Origin of the sequence: Variovorax sp. J22P240, from assembly GCF_030316855.1 — a bacterium.
Lineage (GTDB): Bacteria > Pseudomonadota > Gammaproteobacteria > Burkholderiales > Burkholderiaceae_C > Variovorax.
Window position 1 is genome coordinate 103,813 of the sequence record NZ_JASZYR010000004.1, and the last position, 25,079, is coordinate 128,891.

Here is a 25,079-nt window from a genome sequence, read left to right on the forward strand (position 1 = left end):
ACGATCAATGACCCCTTCCCTCATCGGGGGTTTCCTTAGCTGCCGCCCTGTTGAGACCCGGTCAATCGAAGTAGGCGCGGGAACGGTCCAGGTGCTCGCGGCACTCCCGGACCATGCGGTCGAGCAGCTCGGCGCAAGTCGGCACGTCGTCGATGAGACCGATGCACTGGCCCGCCGAGACCACGCCTCCGTTGACCTCGCCGGACTCCAGCGCTGCGCGCCCGCGCACGCCGACGACCAGGGGGCGGATGTCGTCGAACTGGCAGCCGCCGGGCCGGTTCTCGGTCGCGACCACTTCCTCGGAGATCGCGTTGCGGAACACGCGCGCCGTGTTCTTCATGGTGCGGAACATCAGCTTGGTGTCGCGCTCGGAGGCCGCGACCAGCGCCTGCTTGATGTTGTAGTGGATGGGCGCCTCCTGCGTCACGCAGAAGCGCGTGCCCATGTTGACCCCCTCCGCGCCCAGCGCCAGCGCAGCCGCCATGCCGCGCCCGTCGGCGATGCCGCCCGAGGCGATGATCGGGATCCTGAGCGCGCGCGCCGCGATCGGCAGCAGCACCAGTCCGGGCACGTCATCCTCGCCCGGATGCCCCGCGCATTCGAAGCCGTCGACCGAGACCGCATCGACGCCATTGCGCTCCGCCGACAGCGCATGGCGCACGGAGGTGCACTTGTGCACGACCTTGATCCCATGCGCCTTGAACTGGTCGATGAAGTCGCGCGGGCTGTTGCCGGCCGTCTCGACGATCTTGATGCCGCTGTCGATGATGGCCTGCACGTACTCGGCATACGGAGGCGGCTTCAGCGCGGGCAGGATCGTGAGGTTCACGCCGAAGGGGCGATCGGTCATGGCGCGCGTGCGTTCGATCTCGCGCCGCAGCGCATCGGGCGTCTGCTGCGTGAGGGCGGTCAGGATGCCGAGGCCTCCGGCGTTGGAAACCGCCGAGGCCAGTTCCGCCAGCCCGACCCATTGCATGCCGCCCTGGATGATTGGATAGCGGATGCCGAGCAGTTCGGTGACGCGGGTCTTCATGGTGCTGCTTTCTTCTCAGAGGGCTTAGAGAGCCTTGACCAGGTCCGGCACGGCCGTGAACAGGTCAGCCACAAGGCCGTAGTCGGCCACGCTGAAGATCGGTGCTTCTTCGTCCTTGTTGATCGCCACGATCACCTTGGAGTCCTTCATGCCCGCCAGATGCTGGATCGCGCCCGAGATGCCGGCTGCGATGTAGAGCTGCGGCGCGACGATCTTGCCCGTCTGTCCGACTTGCCAGTCGTTCGGGGCGTAGCCTGCGTCCACTGCCGCGCGGCTCGCACCGAGGCCTGCGTTGAGCTTGTCCGCGAGGGGCGCCATCACTTCGGTGAACTTCTCCGCGCTACCGAGCGCCCGGCCGCCCGAGACAATGATCTTGGCGGCCGTCAGTTCGGGGCGTTCGCTCTTGGTGACTTCACGGCCCACGAAGCTGCTCTTGCCGCTGTCGGCCACGCCGTCCACGGTTTCCACCGCTGCGCTGCCGCCCGTGGCTGCGGCCGCATCGAAGCCCGTGGTGCGCACCGTCGCGACCTTGATCGGGTCGCTGCTCTGGACGATGGCAATCGCATTGCCCGCATAGATGGGGCGCTCGAAGGTGTCGGGGCTGTCCACCTTGGTGATGTCGCTGATCTGCGCGACATCGAGCTTGGCAGCCACGCGAGGCGCCACGTTCTTGCCGTTGGCCGTGGCCGGGAACAGGATGTGGCTGTAGTTCTTGGCGATCGCGAGAACCTGAGCTGCAACGTTCTCGGCGAGGTTCTCCGCCAGGCTCGGGCTGTCGGCCACGATCACCTTGGCAACGCCTGCCACCTGGGCGGCAGCCTTGCCGGCTTCGGCGGCATTGGCGCCGGCCACCAGCACGTGGACATCGCCGCTCGCGCAAGCGATGCCCGCGGTCACGGTATTCAGGGTCGCCGGCTTGAGCGTGGCGTGGTCGTGTTCGGCAATAACAAGTACGGTCATGATCAGATCACCTTGGCTTCGTTCTTCAGCTTGTCCACCAGGGTGGCCACGTCGGGCACCTTGATGCCGGCGCCACGCTTGGGCGGCTCGGAGACCTTCAGGGTCTTCAGGCGCGGCGTGACGTCCACCCCGAGGTCTTCGGGCTTGAAGGTGTCGAGTTGCTTCTTCTTGGCCTTCATGATGTTGGGCAAGGTCACGTAGCGCGGCTCGTTCAGGCGCAGGTCGGTGGTGATGACTGCGGGCAGCGACAAGGAGATGGTTTCCAGGCCGCCGTCGACTTCGCGGGTGACATTGACCTTGTCGCCGGCCACTTCGACCTTGGAGGCGAAGGTGGCTTGCGGCAAGTCCGCCAGTGCCGCCAGCATCTGGCCGGTCTGGTTGGCGTCGTCGTCGATGGCTTGCTTGCCGAGGATCACGAGTTGGGGCTGTTCCTTGTCGACCAGCGCCTTGAGCAGCTTGGCAACAGCCAGGGGTTGCAGCTCTTCGGTGGTCTCCACCAGGATGCCGCGATCGGCACCGATGGCCATGGCCGTGCGCAGGGTCTCCTGGCACTTCGCATCGCCGCAGGACACGGCGATGATTTCCGTGGCGACGCCCTTCTCCTTCAAGCGCACTGCCTCTTCGACGGCGATCTCGTCGAAGGGGTTCATGCTCATCTTGACGTTGGCGATGTCCACACCGGTGCCGTCGGACTTGACGCGCACCTTGACGTTGTAGTCGACGACCCGTTTGACGGGGACCAGGATCTTCATGTGTCTAGCTCCTTCGGTTTTGAGATTCTGCGATTCACTCGAGCTTGGCGCCCGATTGCTTGATCAGGCGCTCCCACACCGGGCGCTCCTGCTTGTAGGCGGCGGCAAAGGCTTCGGGCGAGCTGTCCTTGAGCTCGAAGCCCATTCCAGCGACCTTCGCTTGCACGTCGGGTTGCTGCGTCGCCTTGCGCACTTCGTCCGCGATGCGCTGCACGATGGGCTTCGGCGTGTTGCCCGGCGCCGCGATGGCGAGCCAGCCGGTCACGCGATAGGCCTCGTCCTTCATGCCTTGCTCCGCCAGCGTCGGCACGTTGGGCAGCGTGCTCATGCGGCGGTCGCCGGTCACGCCGATGGCCTTGACCTTGCCGGCCTCGATCTGCGGCTTCGCGACCAGTGCGCTGGCATACGCCATCTGGATCTGGCCGCCGATGAGGTCCTGCAGCATCGGCGCCTCGCCCTTGTAGGCGACGTGGTTCATGTCGGCGTTCTGCGTCAGGCTCATGTGCGCGCCGGCCAGGTGCGGATAGGCGCCGACGCCGTAGGAGCCATAGGCCACCTTGCCCTTGTTGGCGCTGACGTACTTGAGCAGCTCGGGCCCGGTCTTGACCGGCACGCTCGGATGCACCACCAACACCAGCGGCGCCATCGCGATCTGGTAGACCAGCGTGAGGTCGCGCTGCGTGTCGTAGGGCAGCTTCTCGTAGAGGAACTGGTTGGTGAGCAGCGAATTGCTCAGTGACAACACGATGGTGTAGCCGTCCGGCGCGGCCTTCGCGACTGCGTCGGTGCCGATGATGCCGGCCGCGCCGGGCTTGTTGTCGATGATGACGGGCTGACCGAGGCCCGCCGCCATCTTCTCGGCCAGCACGCGCGCCAGCACGTCGGTCGCGCCGCCGGCGGCGAAGGGCACCACCATCTTGATCGGCTTGTTCGGATAGGTCTGCGCCTGCGCGGGCGCGATGGCGCACAGCACCGCGGCGGAGGCCGAGGCGCAGAGCCACGCTCGGCGGCTCATGGTTTGCAAAGAGGTCAAGGTGTGTCTCCGGTTCGTGTTCAGAAGAATGCGCGCGGCTATTTCAGGATCACCTGCGCCTTGATGGGCAGGCGTCCCAGCAACTCCTGCAACTGGCTCTGCAGCGCTGGTGCCTGCGCTCCCACGGCCGCCGCGTCGACAACGACCTTCAGCGCACTGTCGCCATCGGCCTGCACCTGCGGGCGTACCGCGGCGCCGACGCCCAATGCGGCGCAGGCTTCGTCCACCATCGTGGCGGCCACCTTGCGCGCAGCCATCGAGCGCAGTTCAGGCTTGAAGATCTTGCCGACGTTGGTCATCGGCATCGTCTCGATGACGATCACCGACTTGGGCTTGGCCGGCGCTTCGTCGACCCGCCCGGCGGTGAAGGCCAGCAATTCTTCCTCGCTCGCTGATGCGCCGGGCACGAGCGTCGCGAAGACCACCGGCAGCTCGCCCGCATAGGCATCGGGTGCGCCAACGGCGGCGCACAGCTGCACCGCGGGGTGCGCACCGAGTGCGTCCTCGATGACTTTCGGATCGATGTTGTGGCCGCTGCGGATGATCAGGTCCTTCGAGCGGCCGCTGAGATTCAGCCGCCCCTCGTCGTCCATCCAGCCGAGGTCGCCGGTGGCGAGCCAGCCGTCGGCCGTGAAGGCCTTGGCGTTGTCGGCCGGATCGACGAAGCCCGAGAACAGGTTCGGCGACTTGAACAGCACCATGCCCTGTTCGCCCGCCGGCAGGTCGCGGTCGCTGGCATTGCCGTTCTCGTCGAGAGCGACGATGCGCAATTGCGTGAAGGGGAGCGGAAAACCGACGCAGCCCGCAGGCCCGATCACGCCCGGTGGCGTGATGGTCGAGATGCCGGCCATCTCCGTCATGCCCAGGCTCTCGTGCACGTGCAGGCCGAAAAGGCGCTCGAAGCGCGCCGCGAGTTCCGGTGCCAGCACGGCGGCGCCAGTGCGGCAATAGCGGATCGACGAGATGTCCGCGCCATCGAGCGGCACGTTCGCCAGCGCCGCGAGCACGGTCGGGACCGCCGACAGCGAGGTCGGCCGGTACTTCTCGACCAGCCGCCAGTAATTGGCGAGCACCTCCTTGTTACGCAGCAGCGAAGTGGTCGGAATGATCACCTCCACGCCCGCGGACAGGGATGCCAGCGAGGCCGGCAGCACGCCCGCGACGTGGAACAACGGATAGCCGTTGATGGAGGTGTCACTCGAACCCTGGCCGGCGACGTTCACGCTGGCCCAGGCGGTGAACACCTGCGCGCCGTGGCTGTGGCGCGCGAGCTTGGGCGCGCCCGTGGTGCCACCGGTGTGGAAGTAGGCGGCGATGTCGCTGGCTTGAATGTCGCGGCCGCTCACCAGATGGTCATCCGGCTCGCGTTCGCGCAAGGTCTTGAAGTCGGCCACGCCTTCGGGCAAGGCCCCTGCACTGATGGGCGCTTCGTCATGCGGCGCCACGCGCAGCACGGTCGTGAGCGTGGGCACCTGGCTGCGAAGCCGCATCGCCTTCGACCACATGCCGGATTCGGCGTCGGAGCCATAGGCGATCAACACCTTGGCACGGCCCGCCGTCATCAGCGAGACCAGCTTTTCGTCGGTGAGCAGCGGGTTGAGCGGCTGCACGATGCCGGCCGCCGCACCGCCCCACAGCGCGAGGTGGTACTCCAGGCAGCCCGGCAGCAGCACGGCAATGGCATCGTCGGGCCCGACGCCGAGCGCATGCAGTGCGTTGGCGGTCTGGTGGATGCCGGCCAGCAGCTCGGCATAGGACCAGCGGATCGGCTCGTCCGCCGGATTGCCCGTGCGCAGGAAGGTCAACGCCGTCTTGTCGCCGAAGGCCGCGCCGGCATTGCGGAAGATCTCGTAGGTGCTGCGAACGGTCAGCGCCTCGTCGAGCGGCGTTTCTTCGAGCCGGCGGATGTCCGCGAGGCTGCGGATGGGAAAGGACGCGCTGAAGGGCGCTGCGATCCGGGGTTCGCTCGTGCGGCTCATGAATGCTGTCTCCTGGTTCGGTTTTGTCTCGAATCATGCGCCGGGCCGTCCCACGGCCCGAAGTGCGACCTACTTGTTGGTGATGTTGTTGTCGCGGATCACCTTGCCCCAGCGCTCGTAGTCCTGGCGCATGCGCGTCGCCATCTGCTCGGGCGTCTGGAAGGCTGCGAAGGTGCCGACGCCTTCGAGCTTCTCCTGCACTTCCTTGTCGGCGAGTGCCTTCTTCAACTCGGCGTTCAGGCGCGCGACCACTTCCTTCGGCGTGCCGGCGGGCGCGAGCATGCCGCCCCACGAGGTGGCGTCGAAGCCGGGGAAGCCCTGCTCGGCCACCGTCTTCACGTCGGGAAGCAGGCTCACGCGCTTGGACGATCCGACGGCGATGGCGCGCAGCGTGCCCGACTTGATGTGCGGCAGCACGGCGATAAGGTCGGAGAACATCATCGGCACTTGCCCGCCGATCAGGTCCGTCACGGCGGGTGCGCTGCCGCGGTAGGGCACGTGCTGCATGTCGAAGTGCCCGACCGTCTTGAGCGACTCGGTCGTCAGGTGGCCGAAGCTGCCCGTGCCGGCGGTGGTGTAGTTGAGCTTGCCGCCTTGCTCCTTGGCCTTGGCGATGAGTTGCTGCAGGCCGGTCACGTCGGGCAGCGCCTTGGGATTGACCACCATCACGATCGGCAGATCGTAGGTCGTGCCCACCGGCGTGAAGTTCTTGAAGATGTCGTAGCTGGTGGGGCCGTACAGGTGTCCCGCGAGCAGGGTGGGCGTCGCGAGCATCACCAGCGTGTAGCCGTCCGGTGCGGCCTTGGCGGCAGCCGCCGCACCGATGGTGCCGGAGGCGCCGCTGCGGTTGTCGATCAGCACCGGCTGCTTGAGGCCGAGGGATATCTTCTGTCCGATGATGCGCGTCGCCGTGTCGGTCGGGCCGCCGGCGGGGAAGGGCACGATGATTGTGATCGGCTTGGTCGGCCAGGCTTGGGCCTGTGCGAAAGCGGAACCTGCCAGCAGCGGCAGCGCGAGGGCGAGCAGCGCGCGGCGCGCGGGGTTGCGGACGGAAGTCGGGAAACGGGAGGCCATGGGTTCTTCAGGATGCGGCGTCAGAGGACGCCATTCGATTTCAGTTGGGAGAGCTTTTCGTCGGAGAGGCCGAGCAGCGACTGCAGCACGTCGTGTGTGCCTTCGCCGAGCTGCGGTGGTGCGCTGCGCACCGGCAGGCGTTCGCCGTCGAAGCGATAGGGCGGCGCAAGCACGTTGACGCTGCCGGCCACGGGATGCGGCTGCGTGGTCACGAGCCCGGCATCGGTGGCGCGCTTGGACTGCAAGGCTTCGAGCAGGCCGAGCACTTCGCCGCAGGGAATGCCTGAGCGCGTGAGCTGTTCGAGCAGCGCCTTGCGCTTGCGCTTGCCGAGTTCGCGGTTGATCTCGGGCATCAGCACCTCGCGGTTGGCGGAGCGCAGGATGTTGGTTTTGAAGCGTTCGTCGTCGGCGAGGTCGGGCCGCTCGATCACGTCGGTGCAGAAGCGCGCGAACTGGCTGTTGTTGCCGACGGTGATGACCAGTTGGCCGTCTTCGGCATCGAACACGCCGTAGGGAACGATCGACGGATGCGCATTGCCATAGCGCGGCGGGTCTTCGCCCATCAGCAGGGCTTCGAGACCGTAGTAGGCGGTGATCATCAGGCCGCAGTCGAACAGTGCCATCTCGATGTGGCGGCCGGTGCCCGTCTTCTCGCGCTCGTAGAGCGCCGCGAGGACGGCCTGCGCGGAATACATGCCGGTGAACAGGTCGACGGCGGCGACGCCGAACTTCAGCGGCGGCTGGTTCGCCTCGCCGTTGAGCGCCATCAGTCCCGCCTCACCCTGCACGACGAGGTCGTAGCCGGGGCGTGCGGCTTCGGGGCCGGTGCGGTCGTAGCCGGAGATCGAGCAGTAGATGAGTCCGGGGTTGTCTTGCCGCAGCCGGTCGTAGCCGAGGCCCAGCTTGTCGATGCCTCCGAACTTGAAGTTCTGGATCACGACGTCGCTCTTCTTCGCGAGTTCGCGGGCGATTTCCTGGCCTTCGGGGGTCTGAAGGTCGAGGCCGACCGAGCGCTTGTTGCGGTTGACGCTGTTGAAGTAGGCCGTTTCGGTCTTGCCGACGCGCAGGCCCCAGTCGCGCGTGTCATCGCCGCGGCCGGGATGCTCGACCTTGATCACTTCCGCACCGAGGTCGGCCAGCACCATGCCGCACCACGGTCCTGCGAGGATGCGCGAAAGGTCGAGAACGCGGACGCCGGCCAGCGGCAGAGTGCCTTTCATCAGTGATGCTCCCGTCCCAGCGCGATGTAGCGCTGGAGGTGGTGGTCCTCGTCACCGAGCTGGTGGTCGATCATCACCAGGCGCTTGGCGTAGTGGGCGAGCGGCAGTTCCCAGGTCATGCCGATGCCGCCGTGCATCTGGATGCTTTCCTCGGCCACCAGTGTGCCGATGCGGCCGATGCTGACCTTGGCCGCCGACAGCGCGCGCTCGCGCGTCACGCGATCGGCGTCGATGGCCGCGGCCGCGTTGATCACGGCCGAACGCGCCTGCTCGATCTCCAGCAGCAGGTCCGCCATGCGGTGCTGCAGCGCCTGGAAGCTGCCGATGAGCGTGCCGAACTGTTTGCGCGTGCGCAGGTACTCCAGCGTGGCCGTCTTGGCGGCTTCCATCGCGCCGAGCGCTTCGGCGCACAGCGCGAGCACACCGCGGCCGATGGCGCGCTCGAGCGTGGCGTGGCCTTGACCTTCGGTGCCCAGCAATGCGTCGGCGCCGAGCTTCACGTTGTCGAAGCCGAGTTCGGCCACGCGGCCGCCGTCGATCGCGGGGCAGCCGCGCACCGTCAGTCCAGGTGTCTTCGCGGGCACGAGGAAGAGCGAGATGCCGGCTTCGTCGTCCACCGCGCCCGAGGTGCGCGCAGAGACCACGAAGAGATTGGCCTGTTCGCCCTGCTGCACGACCGCCTTGGCGCCCTTCAGCACCCAGCCGTCGCCGCTGCGCTCGGCGCGCGTCTGCACGCGGCTCAGCTCGTAGTGGGTTTCGGGTTCGTCATGTGCCAGCGTGGCGATCGTGGTGCCGCCGACGATCTCTGTCATCAGGCCCTTCTGCGTGTCGTTGCCTGCAACGGAAATGGCCTCGCCGGCCATCACCGCGCCCAGCAACGGTTCGACCACCAGGCCGCGGCCCAGTGCCTCGAAGACCACGGCGACATCGAAGCCGCCGCCGCCGAAGCCACCGTCGTCTTCACTGAAGAGCGCGCCGATCACGCCGAGTTCGGCGAACTGCTGCCAGATTTCGGTGCTGAATCCCTGTGCGGACTTGGCGATGCGGTCACGCGTCTCGAAGGCGTATTGCTCTGCGATGAAACGGTTCAGGCTGTCGGCGAGCATGCGCCGGTCTTCGGTGTGTTCGAAGTTCATGACTGTTCCTTCAGAGTCCGAGGATCATCTTGGAGATGATGTTCTTTTGAATTTCGTTCGAGCCGCCGAAGATCGACAGCTTGCGGTTGTTGAAGTAGCGGGCCGCAGCCGGCGCCGCATAGCTCGGTCCGACGGGCTGGCCGTCGAAGCCTTCCTTCAGCGCCTCGACCACGAAGGGCCGCGCATACGAACCCATCGCGCGACGGGTCAGCGACGAGATCTCCTGGCGGATCTCGGTGCCGCGGATCTTGAGCATCGAGCTTTCCGCACCCGGCACGCCGCCACCCGCCACTGCCGCGATCACTCGCAGGTTGGTGGTCTTCATGTTCTCCAGGTCGATCTCGACCTTCGCCATGCGCGCCGCGAAAGCCGGGTCTTCGGCGAGTGGGCGGCCGTTCCTGGTCTGCTTCGCGGCGATGAGCTTGAGCTGTTCCATCGCGGCGACCGAGAAGCCGACGCCGGCGATGTTGGTGCGCTCGTAGGTCAGCAGGTACTTGGCGCAGGTCCAGCCCTTGTCTTCCTCGCCGACGAGGTTTTCGGCGGGCACGCGCACGTCGCTGAAGAACACCTCGTTGACTTCATGATCGCCGTCGAGCGTGATGATCGGACGCACTTCGATGCCGGGCGAAGTCATGTCGATCAGCAGGAAGCTGATGCCTTCCTGCTTCTTCGCCTCGCGGTTGGTGCGCACGAGGCAGAAGATCATGTTCGCGTGCTGGCCGAGCGTGGTCCATGTCTTCTGGCCGTTGACGATGTAGTGGTCTCCCTGGGCATCGACACCGCGCACGGCGGAAGTCTTGACCGATGCCAGGTCGGAGCCCGCGCCGGGTTCCGAGTAGCCCTGGCACCACCAGTCCGAGCCGTCGAGGATGCGCGGCAGCCAGTGGCGCTTCTGCGCCTCGTTGCCGTACTTGATGAGCACCGGGCCGAGCATGTTCACGCCGAAGGGCACGATGCGCGGCGAATGCGCCAGCGCGCATTCGTTCTCGAAGATGAACTTCTCGACCGCGGTCCAGCCCGGGCCGCCGTACTGTTCGGGCCAGTGGTTGGCCAGCCAGCCGCGCTCGTTGAGGATGGCGTGCCATTCCTGCATGTCGGCCTTGCTCAGGTGCTTGCCGGTCGCTACTTTGTCGGAGAGGCGGGCCGGCAGCTTGGCTTTCAGGAAGTCGCGCACTTCGCTGCGGAAGGCTTCTTCTTCGGGGGTGAAGTTCAGGTCCATGGCGGACTCCTCAATAGATTTCAAAGAGGCCCGCGGCACCCATGCCGCCGGCGATGCACATCGTGACGACGGCGTACTTCGCGCCGCGGCGCTTGCCTTCGATCAGCACGTGGCCGGCCAGCCGCGCGCCCGTCATGCCGAACGGATGGCCGATGGAAATCGCGCCGCCGTTGACGTTGAGCCGCTCGGCCGGGATGCCGAGCTTGTCCTGGCAGTAGATGGACTGCGAAGCAAAGGCTTCGTTGAGTTCCCAGAGATCGATATCGTCGACCTTCAGGCCATGGCGCGCCAGCAGTTTCGGCACCGCGAACACCGGGCCGATGCCCATCTCGTCGGGCTCGCAGCCGGCGACGGCCATGCCGCGGAATGCGCCCATCGGCTTCAGGTTGGCGCGCTCGGCTTCCTTGGCTTCCATCAGCACACAGGCCGAGGCGCCATCGGAGAGTTGCGATGCATTGCCGGCGGTGACGAACTTGTCCGCGCCCATCACGGGTTGCAGCTTGGCGAGCGCGTCGTAGGTCGTGCCGCGGCGGTTGCAGGTGTCGTGGTCGATCGTCACTTCGCGCTGCGTGACTTCCTTGGTTTCCTTGTTCGTATCGGCCATCGTGGTGCTGCAGGCCACGATCTCTTCCTTGTAGCGGCCGGCGATCTGCGCTTCCTCGGTCTTGCGCTGGCTCTCGGCGGAGAAGCGGTCCTGCGCCTCGCGGCTGATGCCGTAGCGCTGCGCCACGATGTCGGCGGTCTCGATCATCGCCATGTAGAGCGCGGGCTTGTGCTCGACGATCCACGGGTCCATGCCGCTGTCGCCGCTGTCGGTGGCGCTGCGGGTGCGGATCTGCGAAATGCTTTCCACGCCGCCCGCGATCATGGCCGGGGCGCCGTCGACCACGATGCGGCCCGCTGCCATCGCGATCGCCTGCAGGCCCGAGGCGCAGAAGCGGTTGACCGTGGTGCCGGCGATCGAGATCGGCAGGCCCGCGCGGATGATGCTCTGGCGTGCGATGTTCCGGCCGGTGGTGCCTTCGGGGTAGCCGCAGCCGAGGATCGCGTCCTCGATCAGCGCGGGATCGATGCCCGAGCGCTCGACCGCGGCCTTGACTGCAAAGGCTGCCAGCGTCGCGCCGGGGGTGATGTTGAATTCGCCACGGTGCGCCTTGGTGAGCGGCGTGCGGGCGGTTGAGACGATGACGGCTTCGCGCATGGGATATCTCCTTATTCGGACTGGTTGAGGCTTGCGAAATCGGCGCCGCGTTCGACCAGCTCGACGAGCAACGGCGAGGGTTTCCAGAACAGCGGATCCTGCTTCGCGAATTCGCGGATGTCGGCCAGCACATTGGCGAGGCCCACGGTGTCGGCGTACTTCATCGGGCCGCCGCGATGGCGCGGGAAGCCGTAGCCGTAGAGGAAGGTCACGTCGACGTCGAGCGGCCGCAGCGCGATGCGCTGGTGCACGACGTTGGCCCCTTCGTTGATCATCGCGGCCATGTAGCGGCGCATGATTTCGTCGTCGGTGAAGTTGCGCGTCGCGATGCCCGCGCGCTGGCGCTCCGCATCGATGATCGCAAGCACCTCGGGATCATCGGTGCCAGTGCGTGCGCCTTCCGGATAGAGGTAGTAGCCGCGCTGTGTCTTCTGGCCGAACCACCCGCGCTCGCAGATGCGGTCCGCAATCTGCACGTAGCGCGCCTTCGGGTCGCGCGTGGCGGCCTTGCGCTTGCGCGTGGCCCAGCCGATGTCGCCGCCCGCGAGATCGGACACCTGGAACGGGCCCATCGGGTAGCCGAAGTCGCGCACCGCCTTGTCGATCTGGTAGGGCGACGCACCGTCTTCCATCATGTGGTCGGCGGCCTGGCGATAGACCGCGAGGATGCGGTTGCCGATGAAGCCGTCGCACACGCCGGCGCGCACCGGCACCTTCTTGAGCTTCTTCGCAAGCTCGAAGCCTGTGGCGACCACGTCGGCGCTCACCTTGCCGGGCACCACGATCTCCAGCAGCTTCATGATGTTCGCCGGCGAGAAGAAGTGCAGGCCCACCACGTCGGCCGGGCGCGAGATGCTGGCGGCGATCTCGTCGATGTCCAGGTACGAGGTGTTCGTGGCGAGCACGGCGCCGGGCTTGCAGACGCGGTCGAGTTCGGCGAAGACGGCCTTCTTGACGCCCATCTCCTCGAACACGGCTTCGACCACGATGTCGACCTTGGCCAGCGCGTCGTACGAGGTCGAGCCCGAGAAGCGCGCCATGACCGCAGCCTTGGCTTCGGCAGTCATGCGGCCCTTCTGGATGAGGCCGTCGTAGACCTTCTCGACATGGGCACGACCGCGCGCGAGGCTGGGCTCGTCGCGCTCGATCATGGTCACGGGCATGCCGGCGTCGAGCATCGCCACCGCGATGCCTGCGCCCATCGTGCCGCCGCCGACGATGCCCGCCGACTCCAGCGGGCGGGGCTTCGCGGCCTTGGTTTCTGGCGCCTTGAGCACTTCGCGCTCGGCGAAGAAGGCGTGGATCAGGCCCGCGCGCTGCGGGCTGTCGATGCACTGCAGGAACAACTTGCGTTCGAGCGCCATGCCCTCGTCGAAGGGCTGCGTGAGCGCGGCTTCGACCGCTTCGATGATCTTCATCGGCGAGAACAGGCCGCGGCTCTTCTTGGCCGTATCCGCGCGGGCGGCTTCCAGTGCGGCACGGCTGGCTTCGGTATCGGCCAGCCCTTGGGCATCGCGCGTGCGGCGCACCGGGGCCTTGGCGGCGACGAGTTCCTTCGCATAGGCGAGGCCTTGCGGCAGTGCGTCGGTGCCTTCGCCGAGACGGTCGATCAGGCCCAGCGACAGCGCTTCCTTCGCGCCGGTGTGGCGGCCGCTGAGCATGAGTTCGAGCGCGGGCTTCACGCCGATCAGGCGCGGCGCGCGCTGGGTGCCGCCGGAGCCGGGGAGCAGGCCGAGCTGCACTTCAGGCAGCCCGAGCTTGGCGGAAGCCACGGCCAGGCGATAGTGCGCCGACAGTGCGATCTCCAGCCCGCCACCGAGCGCCGCACCGTGGATCGCAGCCACCACGGGCTTGCTGCAGTTCTCGATGCGGCCGCAGACTTCCGGCAGCGACGGCGGCTGCGGCGTCTTGCCGAACTCGCGGATGTCTGCGCCGGCGATGAAGTTGCGCCCTGCACCCACGATCAGCACCGCGGCGACATCGCTGTCGGCTTCGGCCGCATCGATCGCAGCCACCAGGCCGCGGCGCACGTCGACGCCCAGCGCATTGACCGGCGGGTTGTCGATGGTCACGACCAGCACGTTGGCATCTCGCTGGAACGTGACGGGTTCGGACGTAGAAGGAGTGGGAGTCGTGGCCATGCTGTGTGTCTCCGGATGGCGGAACCGGACGGTTCCTAGAGGGTGAATCCGCGATTCTTGATCCGGCACACCAATTTGACAATTGCATTACCCATTGACAGACTGTCAAAGGATTTTTGACAGAATCGATGCCATGGACCTGCAATCGCTGACCCTGCTGGTCGAAATCCTTGACGCCGGGAATCTGAGCGCCGCCGCGCGACGGCTGAAGATGAGCCGAGCCAACGTGAGCTATCACCTGAACCAGCTCGAACGCTCGGTGGGCGCGCAACTGGTGCGGCGCACCACGCGGCGCGCCGAGCCGACGGAAATCGGCCTGCGGCTCTACCAGCACGGCCTTGCCATCCAGGGCGAACTGATGGCCGCGAGGGAGTCGGTGACGACGTTGGGCCAGAGCCTGCAGGGTCGCGTGCGGCTCAGCGTGCCGAGCGGCTACGGGCAACTCGTCATGTCCGAGTGGCTCATCGACTTCAAGCGACAGTACCCCGGCATCGTGCTGGACGTGCTTTTCGAGAACCGCATCGAGGATCTCTTGCGCGACGAAGTGGATATCGCGATCCGCGTGATCCCCGAGCCGCCGCAGAACCTCGTTGCGCGCGAACTGGGCCCGGTGCGCTACGTGGCCTGCGCATCGACTGCCTATGCACGGGAACACGCGCTGCCCACCCAGCTCGATGAATTGCAGGCCGCGCCGGTGGTCACCGCAGCCGTGATCGGACGGCAGTTGCGCGTGTCGGCCTATCAGGGGGAGGAGCGCCGCGAGGTGGTGCTGGAGCCCACGCTGATCTCCGAGAACTTTCTCTTCCTGAGGCAGGCCATCCTCGCCGGCCTGGGTATCGGGCTGGTGCCCGACTACGTCGTGAATGACGACGTGCGGCGCGGCGACGTCGTGACCACGCTCGACGACTGGCGGCTCAGCATCTTCGGCACGCAAATGTTCATGCTCTACATGCCGAACCGCCAGCACACGCGCGCGACGCGGACCTTCATCGATTTCATCCTGGAGCGCGCCCGAGGCACGGCAGCAGGCGCCGCGCAGGACGCGTAGCACCCCGGGCGCCCGCCATGGCGCGGGCGGCGGAAGTGCGGCAGCATCGGGGCACGGAACGCTCGATGACCACGACCTGTGCCGGCTGCGGCGCCGATGTGCTGCCCACGTCATCCTTCTGCCAGCGCTGCGGGCGACGGCTCGCCTGTTCCTGCGTGTCGTGCGGATACGAATGCGAGTCCGACTTTGCGTTCTGCCCGCGCTGCGGCACGGCGCGGGCGGCGGCGGGCCCGGCGATCGCCAGCGTGCCGCCGACACCGGCCATCAGCGAGCCCAGCCATGAGGCGGATCGCCGCCAGGTCACCGTGGTGTTCGCCGATCTGACGGGCTTCACGTCGCTCGCCGAAGGGCTGGACCCCGAAACGCTGCGCACCTTCCAGAACGCGTTGTTTGCCGCGATGGCGCAGTCCATTGCGCGCTACGACGGCTTCGTCGAGAAGTTCGTGGGCGACGCAGTGATGGCGGTGTTCGGCGCGCCCCGCGCGCACGAGGACGACCCGCTGCGCGCCGTGGAAGCAGCGCAGGAGATGATGCAAGGCGTCGAGCAGCTGAGCGCGCAGTGGATGGCGCGCCTCGGACGGCCGGTCACGCTGCACATCGGCGTTCACACCGGCGCGGTGGTGGCCGGCAGCCTGGGCAGCGGCACTGGCGGCGCGTATGCGGTCACCGGCGATACGGTGAACACCGCGTCGCGATTGCTCACGGCCGCGGCGCCGGGCAGGGTGCTGGTGTCGGAAGCGACCCATGCAATGGTGAGGCACCGCTTCGAATTCGAGCCGCCCTCCGAACTGGCGCTACGCGGCAAGGCGGAGCCCCTTCGCGTGCATTGCCTGATCGGCGTGCGCACGGAACTGGCCTCCGCCCGCGGCCTCGCCGACCTCGGGCTCGCGGCGCCGATGGTCGGGCGCGGCGATGCGGTCGAACGTCTGCTGGCTGCGTTCGACCGCATGCAGGGCGGGAAGGCGCAGGTGGTCAGCGTCGTCGGCGAGGCCGGGGCCGGCAAGTCCCGGCTGCTCGCCGAGTTCTTCGCGCGCCTCGAAGGCGACGAACGTTTGACGGCGACGGGCGTTCGTCGCGCCAACTGTTCATCGCTCGGCGAGCCCACCTATGGCACCTTCGGCGCGCTGTTTCGCGATGCGTACCGCGTGGATGCGGGGGAGTCATTGGAATCGGCCCGGCGCAAGCTGCAAGAGGGTTTGACGTCCCTCGGCGCCAACGCCGACGAAGCCGATGCAGTGGGGAAGGTGCTGAACTACCTGCTCGGCATCCAGGACACGAAGCCGCGCGACATCGAACCCGAGCAACTCCAGCGCCAGATCACCCTGGCAGCACGGGCGCTGATCGAGCGCCGGCTGTCGCAGCAACCGGTGATGGTCGTGGTCGACGATCTGCACTGGGCCGATGCGGCGTCCGTCGATCTGCTGGGCGAGGTGGTCGACCAACTCGCGGACCGGCCGTTGATGGTGCTGGTCTTTCAGCGTCCCGATGCGCGTTCGCTGCGCACCGAGCGGGCCGAACCCTCCGTGATCGAGCTGGGTCCGCTCCACGAGCAGGAGTCTCGATCGCTCGTGCGTCACCTGCTGGAAGCGTCCGCGGACGATGACCTGGCGCCCGTGCTCGATTTCGTCGCGGCGCGTGCCGGAGGCAACCCGTTGTTCGTCGAGGAGATCGTTCGCAGCCTGGCCGGGCGCGGCCTGCTGGTGAAAAAGGAAGGGCGCTGGGTCTGCGAGGACCCGTGCGACAGCGTGGATGTTCCGCCGACGCTGTACGGGCTGCTGTTGTCGCGCATCGACGGATTGGGCGTGGACGACCGGCGGGTGCTTCAAGAAGCGGCGGTGTGGGGAGTCGGGTTCGACGGCGCGCTGTTGCAACGCATCGCGAGCGAGCCGCGATCGGTCGAAGCCTCGTTGCATCGGCTCGCGGCCGCCGACCTCATCCGGGCAGATGGGCAAGGCTGGTGCTTCACCCATGCGCTGCTGCACGAAGTGGCCTATCAGAACCTGCTGCTCTCGCGGCGCACCGAACTCCACCAACGTGCCGGCTTCGCGCTGGAATTCGTGCTGGGCGTCGACGCGCAGGCGCCCATCGACGAGCAGGCGCGCAGCCCCCTGCGTCTGGTCGAGCTGGAGGCGCTGGCGCACCATTGGAGCCTGTCGCCGGACAAGGCACGCGGGGCTCGCTACCTCGTGGCCGCCGGCGACTGGGCGCGCGCCGTCTACGCCAACGACGACGCCATTCGCCACTACGAACGCGCGCTGCACACGCTGGACGAATCGACGGTCGACACGGTTGCCGCGAAGGCCGAGGTCGAGACGGCGGAACTCGACGCGCGCGAGCGCCTGGCCGACCTGTTCGGCCTGCAGGGGCGGCGCACCGATGCGCTCGCCCAATATGCGGTTGTCCAGCGCGCGGACGAACGGCGAGACGATCCGGTCCGCACCGCGCGCGTGTTGCGCAAGACGGGCGGCCTGCACTGGGAGGCCGGCGAGCGCGAGCGCGCCAGCGCCTGCTTCAGCGCCGGTCTCGACCGCCTGGGCGAAGAAGGCGACCGGATCGAACGCGCGCACCTGTTCCAGGAGATGGGCCGGCTGGCTTTCCGGGCCGGCGACAACGACACCGCGCTCGCGCTGGCTCAGCGCGCCCTGGCGGAGGTGCCTTCCGAGCCCACGGGCCGCGAGCGGGAGGCCAGCGTCGTGCGCGCCGAGGCCTGCAACACGCTCGGCGTGGCACTGGCACGGCTGGGACGGCCTGCCGAGGCGGTGGAGCATGTCGAACGCAGCGTCGCGCAGGCCGAGGCGAACAATATGCTGCAGGCGGCCTGCCGCGGCTACACCAACCTGGGCGTGCTGTATGCGTCGCTCGACCCGCAGCGCAGCATCGAGACCTGCCTGCGCGGCCTGGAAACTGCCCGGAAAGTGGGCGACCTCGGCTTCCAGTCACGGCTCTACGCGAATCTCGCGGTCGCCTATTGCGCGCTGACCAACCGCTGCGAGGCCGAGGGCATCGAGGCTGCGCGTGCCGCCGCCAGCCTCGATCGCCGCCTGGGACTGCTCGATCACCTTGCGGTGCCGCTGATCGTGCTGGGCCAGATATATCAGTGCCATGGCGATAGTGCGCGCGCCTTCGCTTCTTACAAGGAAGCGTTGCAATTGGCCGAGCGGATCGACGAGCCTCAACTGCTCTTTCCCTGCTACGATGGTTTGGCTACGCTGTACCTCGATGCCGGGAGCCCCGCACAGGCGGAAACCTACCTCGCCCTGGCACAAGCGGTATGCGAGCGCGCCGGCCTCGAGCCCGACGCCCTGATGGTGCTTCCGTTCCTCTGCTGAACCTGCCTGAAGGAGCCTCGACATGGCATTCGTGATGAATCATCCCGTGGCGCCGGGCGACCCGGCCCCCGACTTCTCCCTTCCGGCAGTCGCCGGGCCCGAGACCGTTTCGCTCGCCGACTACCGCGGACGCAGCCCGGTGTTCCTCGCGCTGATGGTGGGTCTGTGGTGCCCGTTCTGCCGACGACAGCTCGTCCAGCTCGGCGCGCTCGAACAGAAGCTGAAGGCGGTGGGAGTCGAGACACTGGCCGTCGTGGCGACCGAACCCGAAAACGCGCGGCTGTACTTCAAGTTCAGGCCGACGCGGCTGCGCCTGGCATCCGACCCCGAGCTGTCGACCCACCGCGCCTTCGGGGTTCCGAAGCCCGAGTCGACGCCCGAGCTGCTCCAGCAGCTGGATGAGGTCCGAGTCAATCCTTTCGGCGATCTGCCCGAACCGCTGCCGATTTCCCAGGCCGCCAAGGTGATCGGCGAACTCGACGGCTACGCCTGCACGCCGACCGACCTGGGTGAAGTCGACAAGCAATGGCCGCAACTGAAGGCGCAGTTCATGATCGATCGCGACGGCATCGTGCGCTGGGCGGAAATCGAGTGCGCCGCAGAGGGCTTGCCCGGCATCGGCAAGCTGCCCTCCGAAGACGTGATCCTCGGCGCGGCGCGCGCCTGCGCTGCCTGAGGCGCACGCGGGCCTGATTCACGCGGGGCCGCGCACGGCGATGGGACAATCCTGCCCATGACTAGCCCAGCCGACACCCTCACCATCACCCGCCCCGATGACTGGCACCTGCACGTGCGCGACGGCGCCGCGCTCCAAGCCGTCGTGCCGCATTCCGCACGCCAGGTCGGCCGCGCGCTGATCATGCCGAACCTGCGCCCGCCCGTGACCACGGCGCAGCAGGCCATCGACTACCGTGCACGCATCCTCGAAGCGGTGCCCGCTGGTGTCCGCTTCGAGCCAGTGATGTCGCTCTATCTCACCGACAAGCTCGCGCCCGAGGAAATCGAGCGCGCCGCAGCGGCAGGCGTGCGAGCACTCAAGCTCTACCCCGCAGGCGCGACCACCAACAGCGATGCCGGCGTGACCGACATCCGCAAGACCTACGCCACGCTGGAAGCGATGCAGAAGCACGGCCTGCTGCTGCTCATCCACGGCGAGGTCACGGATCCGGCGATCGACCTGTTCGACCGCGAGGCCGTGTTCATCGACCGCGTGATGATCCCGCTGCGTCGCGACTTCCCCGAACTCAGGGTGGTGTTCGAGCACCTCACGACAAAGGAGGGCGCCCAGTACGTGCGCGATGCGAGCCGCTTCACCGCCGCCACCATCACCGCGCACCATCTGCTCTATAACCGCAACGCCATCTTCACCGGCGGCATCCGACCGCACTACTACTGCCTGCCGGTGCTCAAGCGCGAGACGCATCGCGTGGCGCTGGTCGAGGCTGCGACCAGCGGCAGCGACCGCTTCTTCCTGGGCACCGACAGCGCGCCGCATCCCGCACACCTCAAGGAGCATGCGGTGGGCTGCGCCGGCTGCTACACAGCGCTCACCGCGATCGAGCTGTACGCCGAGGCCTTCGACAACGCGGGTGCGCTCGACAAGCTGGAAGGTTTCGCGAGCTTCCATGGCGCCGACTTCTACGGCCTGCCGCGCAACGCCGACACCATCACGCTGCGCCGCGAAAGCTGGACCGTGCCCGAGACGGTGCCTTATGGCGACGCCACACTGAAGCCGCTGCGCGGCGGCGAAACGGTCGCCTGGAGGCTCGCGTGAACACGCCGCCGCGTGTGATGCTGCTGATCGACGCCGACAACGTCTCCGCCGACGTGATCGAGCAGGCCGTGGAGCGGACGATGACCGAGCACGGCGCCATCCATGTGCGGCGCGCCTACTGCAATGCGGAGACCGCGATGAAGCAGCAAGGCCTGTTCAAGCGGCTTTCGGTGCGGCCCATGGTGAATCTCTCCGCCGGCAAGAACAGCACCGACATCGCGCTCGCGGTCGACGCCATGGATCTCGCAGTGGCCGAGCGACCGGACATCGCGGTGCTGGTGTCTTCCGATTCGGACTTCGCGCCGCTCGTGATCCGGCTGCGCGAAAAAGGCTGCCGCGTCTGCGGCATCGGCCAGCAGGGCAAGACCGGCGACGACACGGTGGCGATCTACGACAGCTTCATCGATCTCCAGCACCATCAGGCACCGAAGGCGGCGGTGGCGAAGACCGCTGCCAAGCGGGCCCCGCGGCGCGTGAAGGCCGTGGCGCCCAGGGCCGCGCCGCCCGCGCCGGTGTTGCCTGAAGAGGTCATCCGCATCCTCGACGCGGTCGCCGAACTGGGCATGGGCAACAAGGTGGAACTCAACGTGGCTGCGGAACGGCTGCGCGCCGCGAAGCTGCTGGGCAAGAGCGCGAGTTCGCCGAAGCTTTTCAAGAAACACCCCGAGTTGTTCCTGCTGACACCGGAGAAGACGCCCAACAAGGTGCAGTACGTCGGCCCCGTGCCGTCGTGAATCCCGCCGACGCCGCGCAGCCTTGGTTGGCCCCCTACGCGCCACGAGCCGCGCGCGTTCTGGAGAGCGCCGGGCAGGGCGCCGGCGTGGCGGAAACCCTGTCCGCCGAGTCGGTCGCCATCGACCTGCCCGCCGGTCCGCTGCGATTCGTGCCGGGGGACAGCGCACCGGTCGGCGAAGCGTATGAAGCCTTCATTTTTCGCACCGCATGCGTCCCGACGCGCGACAACCTGCACGATCTTTTCAACGGCCTGGTCTGGCTGCATTTTCCGCAAGCCAAGCGGCGCCTCAACGAATTGCAGGCGACCGAGATCGCGCGTGCCGGCGTCGGCGCCACGCGCGGCCCGTTGCGCGATGCGCTGACCCTGTTCGATGAAAACGGCGCCGTGCTCGAAGCGCCGCCCGCGTTGTGGGAGGCGCTCATCGCGCGGGACTGGCAGCGGCTCTTCGTCGCCCGGCGTGGGTTGTGGCGCGAGGCGCGCCTGCTCGTCTTCGGCCATGCGCTGCTCGAGAAGCTGGCGTCGCCGAGGAAGGCGGCCACCGCGCATGTCCTGATGGGACCGGGGGATATTCCCTCGATCAAGGCCGACGATGCATCCATCATCTCGGCCCTGGACTCGGCGCATCTTGCGACCAAGCCTTTCGTGCCGCTGCCAGTGCTGGGTGTGCCCGGCTGGTGGAAGCAAAACGAGAACTTTTCCTTCTATGATGACTCGGAGGTCTTTCGTCCGCGCAGGGTCCCAGAACCAAGTCCAACCCAAACGGCCCTGCAGGGTGGCGCTTGAAGCGCGCCGCCCGGCCCCCATCTGTGCACCTCGTTTCCCCACGGAGAATCCAACTTGAAACGCATCCTTCTGTTTGTCCTGACCAACGTCATGGTGGTGGCGGTGCTGGGCGTCGTCGCCAGCCTGCTCGGCGTCAACCGCTTCCTCACGGCGAACGGGCTGAACCTCACGGCGCTGCTGGGCTTCGCGCTCATCATGGGCTTCGGTGGCGCAATCATCTCGCTGCTCATCAGCAAGCCGATGGCCAAGTGGTCGGCCGGCGTGCGGATCATCAACGACCCGCAATCGCCCGACGAGGCCTGGATCGTGCAGACCGTCAAGAACTTCGCCGACAAGGCCGGCATCGGCATGCCCGAGGTCGGCATCTTCGAGGGCGAGCCCAACGCCTTCGCCACCGGCGCGTTCAAGAACTCGTCGCTGGTGGCCGTGTCGACCGGGCTGCTGCAGAACATGACGCGCGAAGAGGTCGAAGCCGTGATCGGCCATGAAGTCGCGCACGTCGCCAACGGCGACATGGTCACGATGACGCTCATCCAGGGCGTGATGAACACCTTCGTCGTGTTCCTGTCGCGGGTGATCGGCTATGCGGTCGACAGCTTCCTGCGCCGCAACGACGAGCGTTCTTCCGGTCCCGGCATCGGTTACTTCGTGACCACCATCGTGCTCGACATCGTGCTCGGCTTCGCCGCCGCGATCGTGGTGGCGTGGTTCTCCCGCCAGCGCGAATTCCGCGCGGATGCCGGTGCCGCGCAGCTGATGGGCCGCAAGCAGCCGATGATGAACGCGCTGGCCCGCCTGGGCGGCCTGCCGGCCGGCGAACTGCCGAAGTCGGTCGAGGCGATGGGCATCACCGGCAAGCTCGGCAGCCTGTTTGCAACGCACCCGCCGATCGAGGAGCGCATCGCTGCGCTCCAGAACGCACAGGGCTGATCGGCCGCTGCAGCAAAAAAGCCGCCTTCGGGCGGCTTTTTCGTGGGCGGGGCCGAACGTATCAGTCGGCTTGCGTGATGCCGAACGCCACCGCTTCGGCCACCCTGATCCCATCGACCCCCGCCGACAGGATGCCGCCCGCGTAGCTCGCGCCTTCGCCGGCCGGATACAGCCCGCGCACGTTGAGGCTCTGGTAATCCTCGCCGCGCGCGATCTTGATGGGCGAGGACGTGCGCGTCTCGACGCCGGTCAGCACGGCGTCGTGCAGGTCGAAGCCCTTGATCTTGCGTCCGAAGGCCGGGAAGGCTTCGCGCATCGCCTCGATGGCATACGCGGGCAGCGCGGCGTGGAGGTCGCCCGGCGTCACGCCCGGCTTGTACGACGGCTCGACGCTGCCGAGCGCCGTCGACGGCTTGCCCGCGACGAAGTCGCCGACCAACTGGCCCGGCGCGCGGTAGTCGCCGCCTCCGAGCACGAAGGCGTTGGATTCCAGCTGACGCTGCAGCGCGATACCCGCCAGCGCCGGGCCGATGCGGCCGTCTTCCCAGCCCGGATAGTCGCGCGGCTCGATGCCCACCACGATGCCCGCATTCGCATTGCGTTCGTTGCGCGAGTACTGGCTCATGCCATTGGTCACGACGCGGCCTGGCTCGCTGGTCGCGGCCACCACCGTGCCGCCCGGGCACATGCAGAAGCTGTAGACGGAGCGGCCATTGCCCGCGTGGTGCACCAGCTTGTAGTCGGCCGCGCCGAGCAGCGGATGGCCGGCGTGCCGGCCCCAGCGGGCGCGATCGATCAGACCCTGAGGATGCTCGACACGGAAGCCGATCGAGAAGGGCTTGGCCTCGATGTGCACGCCGCGCTCGTGCAGCATCTCGAAGGTATCGCGCGAGCTGTGGCCGAGCGCCATCACCACGTGGTCGGCGCGCATCTCGCTGCGCTCGCCGGTGCGCTGGTCGAGCACGGTGAGTCCGCGCAGGTGCTTGCCCTTCGGACCGTCCTCGATCAGCACGTCGACGACGCGCTGCTCGAAGCGGATCTCGCCGCCGAGCGCGACGATCTGCTCGCGGATGTTCTCCACCACCTTCACCAGCTTGAAGGTGCCGATGTGCGGATGCGCGACGTAGAGGATCTCCGGTGGCGCGCCGGCCTTGACGAACTCTTCCATCACCTTGCGGCCGAGGAAGCGCGGATCCTTGATCTGGCTGTAGAGCTTGCCGTCGGAGAAAGTGCCAGCACCGCCTTCGCCGAACTGCACGTTCGACTCGGGGTTGAGCACGCTCTTGCGCCACAGGCCCCAGGTGTCCTTGGTGCGCTGGCGCACGGTCTTGCCGCGCTCCAGCACGATGGGCTTGAAGCCCATCTGGGCCAGCACCAGCGCAGCGAAGATGCCGCAGGGACCGAAGCCGATCACCACCGGCCGCAGAGGCAATTCAGCAGGAGCCTGCGCCGGTGCGCGCCATGTCATGTCGGGCGTGGGGCCGACGCGCGGGTTCTCCGCGAACCTGGCAAGGACCTGGGCTTCGAGCGCCGGATCGGCCAGCGCAACGTCGACGATGTAGACCTGCAGCAGATCGGCCTTGCGGGCGTCGAAGCTGCGCTTGAAGACGTGGATGTCGCTCACCGCCTCGGGGGAAATGCCCAGCGTGGTGGCGACGGCCTTCGGGAGTGCCGCACTGTCGTGGTCGAGCGGCAGTTTGATTTCGGAGATTCTCAGCATGTCGTGGGCTTGTGTTTATCAAGCAGGGACGCCGATTATCGGCAACGCTGCGTGGCGCCGCCGGTGCGGGGTCAGGCCGGCAGGAAGCCGTCGACCGACAGGTAGCGCTCGCCGGTGTCGTAGTTGAAGCCCAGCACCACGGCGTTGGGCGGCAGCGAGGGCAGCTTCTGCGCGATCGCGACGAGGGTCGCGCCGGACGAGATGCCGACCAGCATGCCTTCCTCGCGGGCGCAGCGGCGCGCCATTTCGCGCGCGGGTTCGGCATCGACCTGGAGCACGCCGTCGAGCAGCTCGGTATCGAGATTCTTCGGGATGAAGCCCGCGCCGATGCCCTGGATCGGATGAGGCGATGGCTGGCCGCCGGAGATCACGGGCGAGGCCACCGGCTCGACCGCGAAGACCTGCAGCTTCGGCCACTTCTTCTTGAGCACTCGGGCGCAGCCGGTGATGTGGCCGCCAGTGCCCACGCCGGTGATCAGCACGTCGATGCCCTCCGGAAAGTCGGCTGCGATTTCCTCCGCCGTGGTGCTTTCGTGCACCGCCACGTTGGCCGGGTTGTTGAACTGCTGCGGCATCCATGCGCCGGGGGTGCCGGCGACGATTTCCTCGGCGCGGGCGATCGAGCCTTTCATGCCCTTTTCGCGCGGCGTGAGGTCGAAGGTCGCGCCATAGGCCAGCATCAGCCGGCGGCGCTCGACCGACATGCTGTCGGGCATCACGAGGATCAGCTTGTAGCCCTTGACGGCCGCGACCATCGCGAGGCCGATGCCGGTGTTGCCGGACGTAGGCTCCACGATCGTGCCGCCGGGCTTCAGCGCGCCGGACCGCTCGGCATCCTCGACCATCGACAGCGCGATGCGGTCCTTGATGGAACCGCCCGGGTTGGCCCGCTCGGACTTGATCCAGACCTGTTGCGTCGCGTGGCCGAACAGGCGCTGGATGCGGACGTGCGGCGTGTTGCCGATGGTTTGAAGAATGGTGTTTGCCTTCATGCAATCTCCTTGGGCCCGG

The 25,079-nt window shown here is 67.3% G+C and carries 20 protein-coding genes; 7 read left to right on the top strand and 13 right to left on the bottom strand.

Annotated elements, in window-relative coordinates; genetic code table 11:
- Nucleotides 1-61 precede the first annotated feature (61 nt).
- The 11 genes from QTI24_RS13035 to QTI24_RS13085 all read right to left on the bottom strand — a co-directional run bounded on the left by QTI24_RS13035 (nt 62) and on the right by QTI24_RS13085 (nt 13,748).
- On the bottom strand, nt 62-1,033 hold the full coding sequence (locus tag QTI24_RS13035) for an NAD(P)H-dependent flavin oxidoreductase (protein ID WP_286600936.1): 972 nt from the start codon (nt 1,031-1,033) through the stop codon (nt 62-64).
- 24 nt (nt 1,034-1,057) lie between these two features.
- A complete protein-coding gene (locus tag QTI24_RS13040) occupies nt 1,058-1,993 on the bottom strand; it encodes an electron transfer flavoprotein subunit alpha/FixB family protein (RefSeq protein ID WP_286600937.1) in 936 nt (311 codons plus the stop codon).
- A 2-nt stretch (nt 1,994-1,995) separates the two neighbouring features.
- A complete protein-coding gene (locus QTI24_RS13045) occupies nt 1,996-2,745 on the bottom strand; it encodes an electron transfer flavoprotein subunit beta/FixA family protein (RefSeq protein ID WP_286600938.1) in 750 nt (249 codons plus the stop codon).
- Nucleotides 2,746-2,779: 34 nt separating this feature from the next.
- Nucleotides 2,780-3,760 (bottom strand): Bug family tripartite tricarboxylate transporter substrate binding protein, encoded by a 981-nt coding sequence (locus QTI24_RS13050; RefSeq protein WP_286601391.1) that lies wholly within the window; start codon nt 3,758-3,760, stop codon nt 2,780-2,782.
- A gap of 56 nt (nt 3,761-3,816) precedes the next feature.
- Entirely contained in the window at nt 3,817-5,757 is a 1,941-nt protein-coding gene (locus tag QTI24_RS13055) for an acyl-CoA synthetase (RefSeq protein ID WP_286600939.1), read from the bottom strand.
- A 69-nt stretch (nt 5,758-5,826) separates the two neighbouring features.
- Entirely contained in the window at nt 5,827-6,831 is a 1,005-nt protein-coding gene (locus QTI24_RS13060) for a Bug family tripartite tricarboxylate transporter substrate binding protein (protein WP_286600941.1), read from the bottom strand.
- A 20-nt stretch (nt 6,832-6,851) separates the two neighbouring features.
- Complete coding sequence (locus QTI24_RS13065) at nt 6,852-8,051, bottom strand: CaiB/BaiF CoA transferase family protein (protein ID WP_286600943.1); 1,200 nt, start codon at nt 8,049-8,051, stop codon at nt 6,852-6,854.
- Nucleotides 8,051-9,187 carry an acyl-CoA dehydrogenase family protein gene (locus QTI24_RS13070; protein WP_286600944.1) on the bottom strand — a complete coding sequence of 379 codons (1,137 nt, stop codon included), beginning with the start codon at nt 9,185-9,187 and terminating at the stop codon, nt 8,051-8,053. The genes QTI24_RS13065 and QTI24_RS13070 overlap by 1 nt, the downstream gene beginning before the upstream one ends.
- 10 nt (nt 9,188-9,197) lie before the next feature.
- On the bottom strand, nt 9,198-10,406 hold the full coding sequence (locus QTI24_RS13075) for an acyl-CoA dehydrogenase family protein (protein ID WP_286600946.1): 1,209 nt from the start codon (nt 10,404-10,406) through the stop codon (nt 9,198-9,200).
- A 10-nt stretch (nt 10,407-10,416) separates the two neighbouring features.
- On the bottom strand, nt 10,417-11,607 hold the full coding sequence (locus QTI24_RS13080) for an acetyl-CoA C-acyltransferase (RefSeq protein WP_286600947.1): 1,191 nt from the start codon (nt 11,605-11,607) through the stop codon (nt 10,417-10,419).
- A gap of 11 nt (nt 11,608-11,618) precedes the next feature.
- Nucleotides 11,619-13,748 (bottom strand): 3-hydroxyacyl-CoA dehydrogenase NAD-binding domain-containing protein, encoded by a 2,130-nt coding sequence (locus QTI24_RS13085; protein ID WP_286600949.1) that lies wholly within the window; start codon nt 13,746-13,748, stop codon nt 11,619-11,621.
- A gap of 133 nt (nt 13,749-13,881) precedes the next feature.
- On the opposite strand from QTI24_RS13085, the gene QTI24_RS13090 reads away from it, so the two are divergent.
- The 7 genes from QTI24_RS13090 to htpX all read left to right on the top strand — a co-directional run bounded on the left by QTI24_RS13090 (nt 13,882) and on the right by htpX (nt 22,348).
- Entirely contained in the window at nt 13,882-14,796 is a 915-nt protein-coding gene (locus tag QTI24_RS13090) for a LysR family transcriptional regulator (RefSeq protein WP_286600950.1), read from the top strand.
- Nucleotides 14,797-14,861: 65 nt separating this feature from the next.
- The gene (locus QTI24_RS13095; RefSeq protein WP_286600951.1) at nt 14,862-18,125 is read left to right on the top strand and encodes an adenylate/guanylate cyclase domain-containing protein; all 3,264 of its coding nucleotides are present in this window, start codon (nt 14,862-14,864) and stop codon (nt 18,123-18,125) included.
- 22 nt (nt 18,126-18,147) lie between these two features.
- Nucleotides 18,148-18,801, top strand: coding sequence for a redoxin domain-containing protein (locus tag QTI24_RS13100; RefSeq protein ID WP_286600952.1), 654 nt, complete (start codon nt 18,148-18,150; stop codon nt 18,799-18,801).
- Between the two features lie 57 nt (nt 18,802-18,858).
- Nucleotides 18,859-19,899 (top strand): dihydroorotase, encoded by a 1,041-nt coding sequence (gene pyrC, locus QTI24_RS13105; RefSeq protein ID WP_286600953.1) that lies wholly within the window; start codon nt 18,859-18,861, stop codon nt 19,897-19,899.
- Nucleotides 19,896-20,633: an NYN domain-containing protein gene (locus QTI24_RS13110; RefSeq protein WP_286600955.1), complete on the top strand. Its 738-nt coding sequence runs from the start codon at nt 19,896-19,898 to the stop codon at nt 20,631-20,633. The genes pyrC and QTI24_RS13110 overlap by 4 nt, the downstream gene beginning before the upstream one ends.
- Nucleotides 20,630-21,418 (top strand): DUF3025 domain-containing protein, encoded by a 789-nt coding sequence (locus QTI24_RS13115; RefSeq protein ID WP_286600957.1) that lies wholly within the window; start codon nt 20,630-20,632, stop codon nt 21,416-21,418. The genes QTI24_RS13110 and QTI24_RS13115 overlap by 4 nt, the downstream gene beginning before the upstream one ends.
- A 54-nt stretch (nt 21,419-21,472) precedes the next feature.
- Entirely contained in the window at nt 21,473-22,348 is an 876-nt protein-coding gene (gene htpX / locus QTI24_RS13120) for a protease HtpX (RefSeq protein WP_286600959.1), read from the top strand.
- Nucleotides 22,349-22,409: 61 nt separating this feature from the next.
- On the opposite strand, the gene QTI24_RS13125 is transcribed toward htpX, so the two are convergent.
- Entirely contained in the window at nt 22,410-24,068 is a 1,659-nt protein-coding gene (locus tag QTI24_RS13125; protein ID WP_286600961.1) for an NAD(P)/FAD-dependent oxidoreductase, read from the bottom strand.
- Between the two features lie 71 nt (nt 24,069-24,139).
- On the bottom strand, nt 24,140-25,060 hold the full coding sequence (gene cysK, locus QTI24_RS13130) for a cysteine synthase A (protein WP_286600962.1): 921 nt from the start codon (nt 25,058-25,060) through the stop codon (nt 24,140-24,142).
- Nucleotides 25,061-25,079 lie beyond the last annotated feature (19 nt).

Bases quoted from the DNA above. Each gene is read 5' to 3' on its own strand.
- QTI24_RS13065 (WP_286600943.1), bottom strand. From the start codon at position 8,051: ATGAAAGGCACTCTGCCGCTGGCCGGCGTCCGCGTTCTCGACCTTTCG.
- QTI24_RS13090 (WP_286600950.1), top strand. From the start codon at position 13,882: ATGGACCTGCAATCGCTGACCCTGCTGGTCGAAATCCTTGACGCCGGG.
- QTI24_RS13085 (WP_286600949.1), bottom strand. From the start codon at position 13,748: ATGGCCACGACTCCCACTCCTTCTACGTCCGAACCCGTCACGTTCCAG.
- QTI24_RS13045 (WP_286600938.1), bottom strand. From the start codon at position 2,745: ATGAAGATCCTGGTCCCCGTCAAACGGGTCGTCGACTACAACGTCAAG.
- QTI24_RS13125 (WP_286600961.1), bottom strand. From the start codon at position 24,068: ATGCTGAGAATCTCCGAAATCAAACTGCCGCTCGACCACGACAGTGCG.
- QTI24_RS13095 (WP_286600951.1), top strand. From the start codon at position 14,862: ATGACCACGACCTGTGCCGGCTGCGGCGCCGATGTGCTGCCCACGTCA.
- QTI24_RS13040 (WP_286600937.1), bottom strand. From the start codon at position 1,993: ATGACCGTACTTGTTATTGCCGAACACGACCACGCCACGCTCAAGCCG.
- QTI24_RS13060 (WP_286600941.1), bottom strand. From the start codon at position 6,831: ATGGCCTCCCGTTTCCCGACTTCCGTCCGCAACCCCGCGCGCCGCGCG.
- QTI24_RS13075 (WP_286600946.1), bottom strand. From the start codon at position 10,406: ATGGACCTGAACTTCACCCCCGAAGAAGAAGCCTTCCGCAGCGAAGTG.
- QTI24_RS13070 (WP_286600944.1), bottom strand. From the start codon at position 9,187: ATGAACTTCGAACACACCGAAGACCGGCGCATGCTCGCCGACAGCCTG.
- QTI24_RS13080 (WP_286600947.1), bottom strand. From the start codon at position 11,607: ATGCGCGAAGCCGTCATCGTCTCAACCGCCCGCACGCCGCTCACCAAG.
- QTI24_RS13100 (WP_286600952.1), top strand. From the start codon at position 18,148: ATGGCATTCGTGATGAATCATCCCGTGGCGCCGGGCGACCCGGCCCCC.
- QTI24_RS13035 (WP_286600936.1), bottom strand. From the start codon at position 1,033: ATGAAGACCCGCGTCACCGAACTGCTCGGCATCCGCTATCCAATCATC.
- QTI24_RS13050 (WP_286601391.1), bottom strand. From the start codon at position 3,760: ATGAGCCGCCGAGCGTGGCTCTGCGCCTCGGCCTCCGCCGCGGTGCTG.
- pyrC (WP_286600953.1), top strand. From the start codon at position 18,859: ATGACTAGCCCAGCCGACACCCTCACCATCACCCGCCCCGATGACTGG.
- QTI24_RS13055 (WP_286600939.1), bottom strand. From the start codon at position 5,757: ATGAGCCGCACGAGCGAACCCCGGATCGCAGCGCCCTTCAGCGCGTCC.
- cysK (WP_286600962.1), bottom strand. From the start codon at position 25,060: ATGAAGGCAAACACCATTCTTCAAACCATCGGCAACACGCCGCACGTC.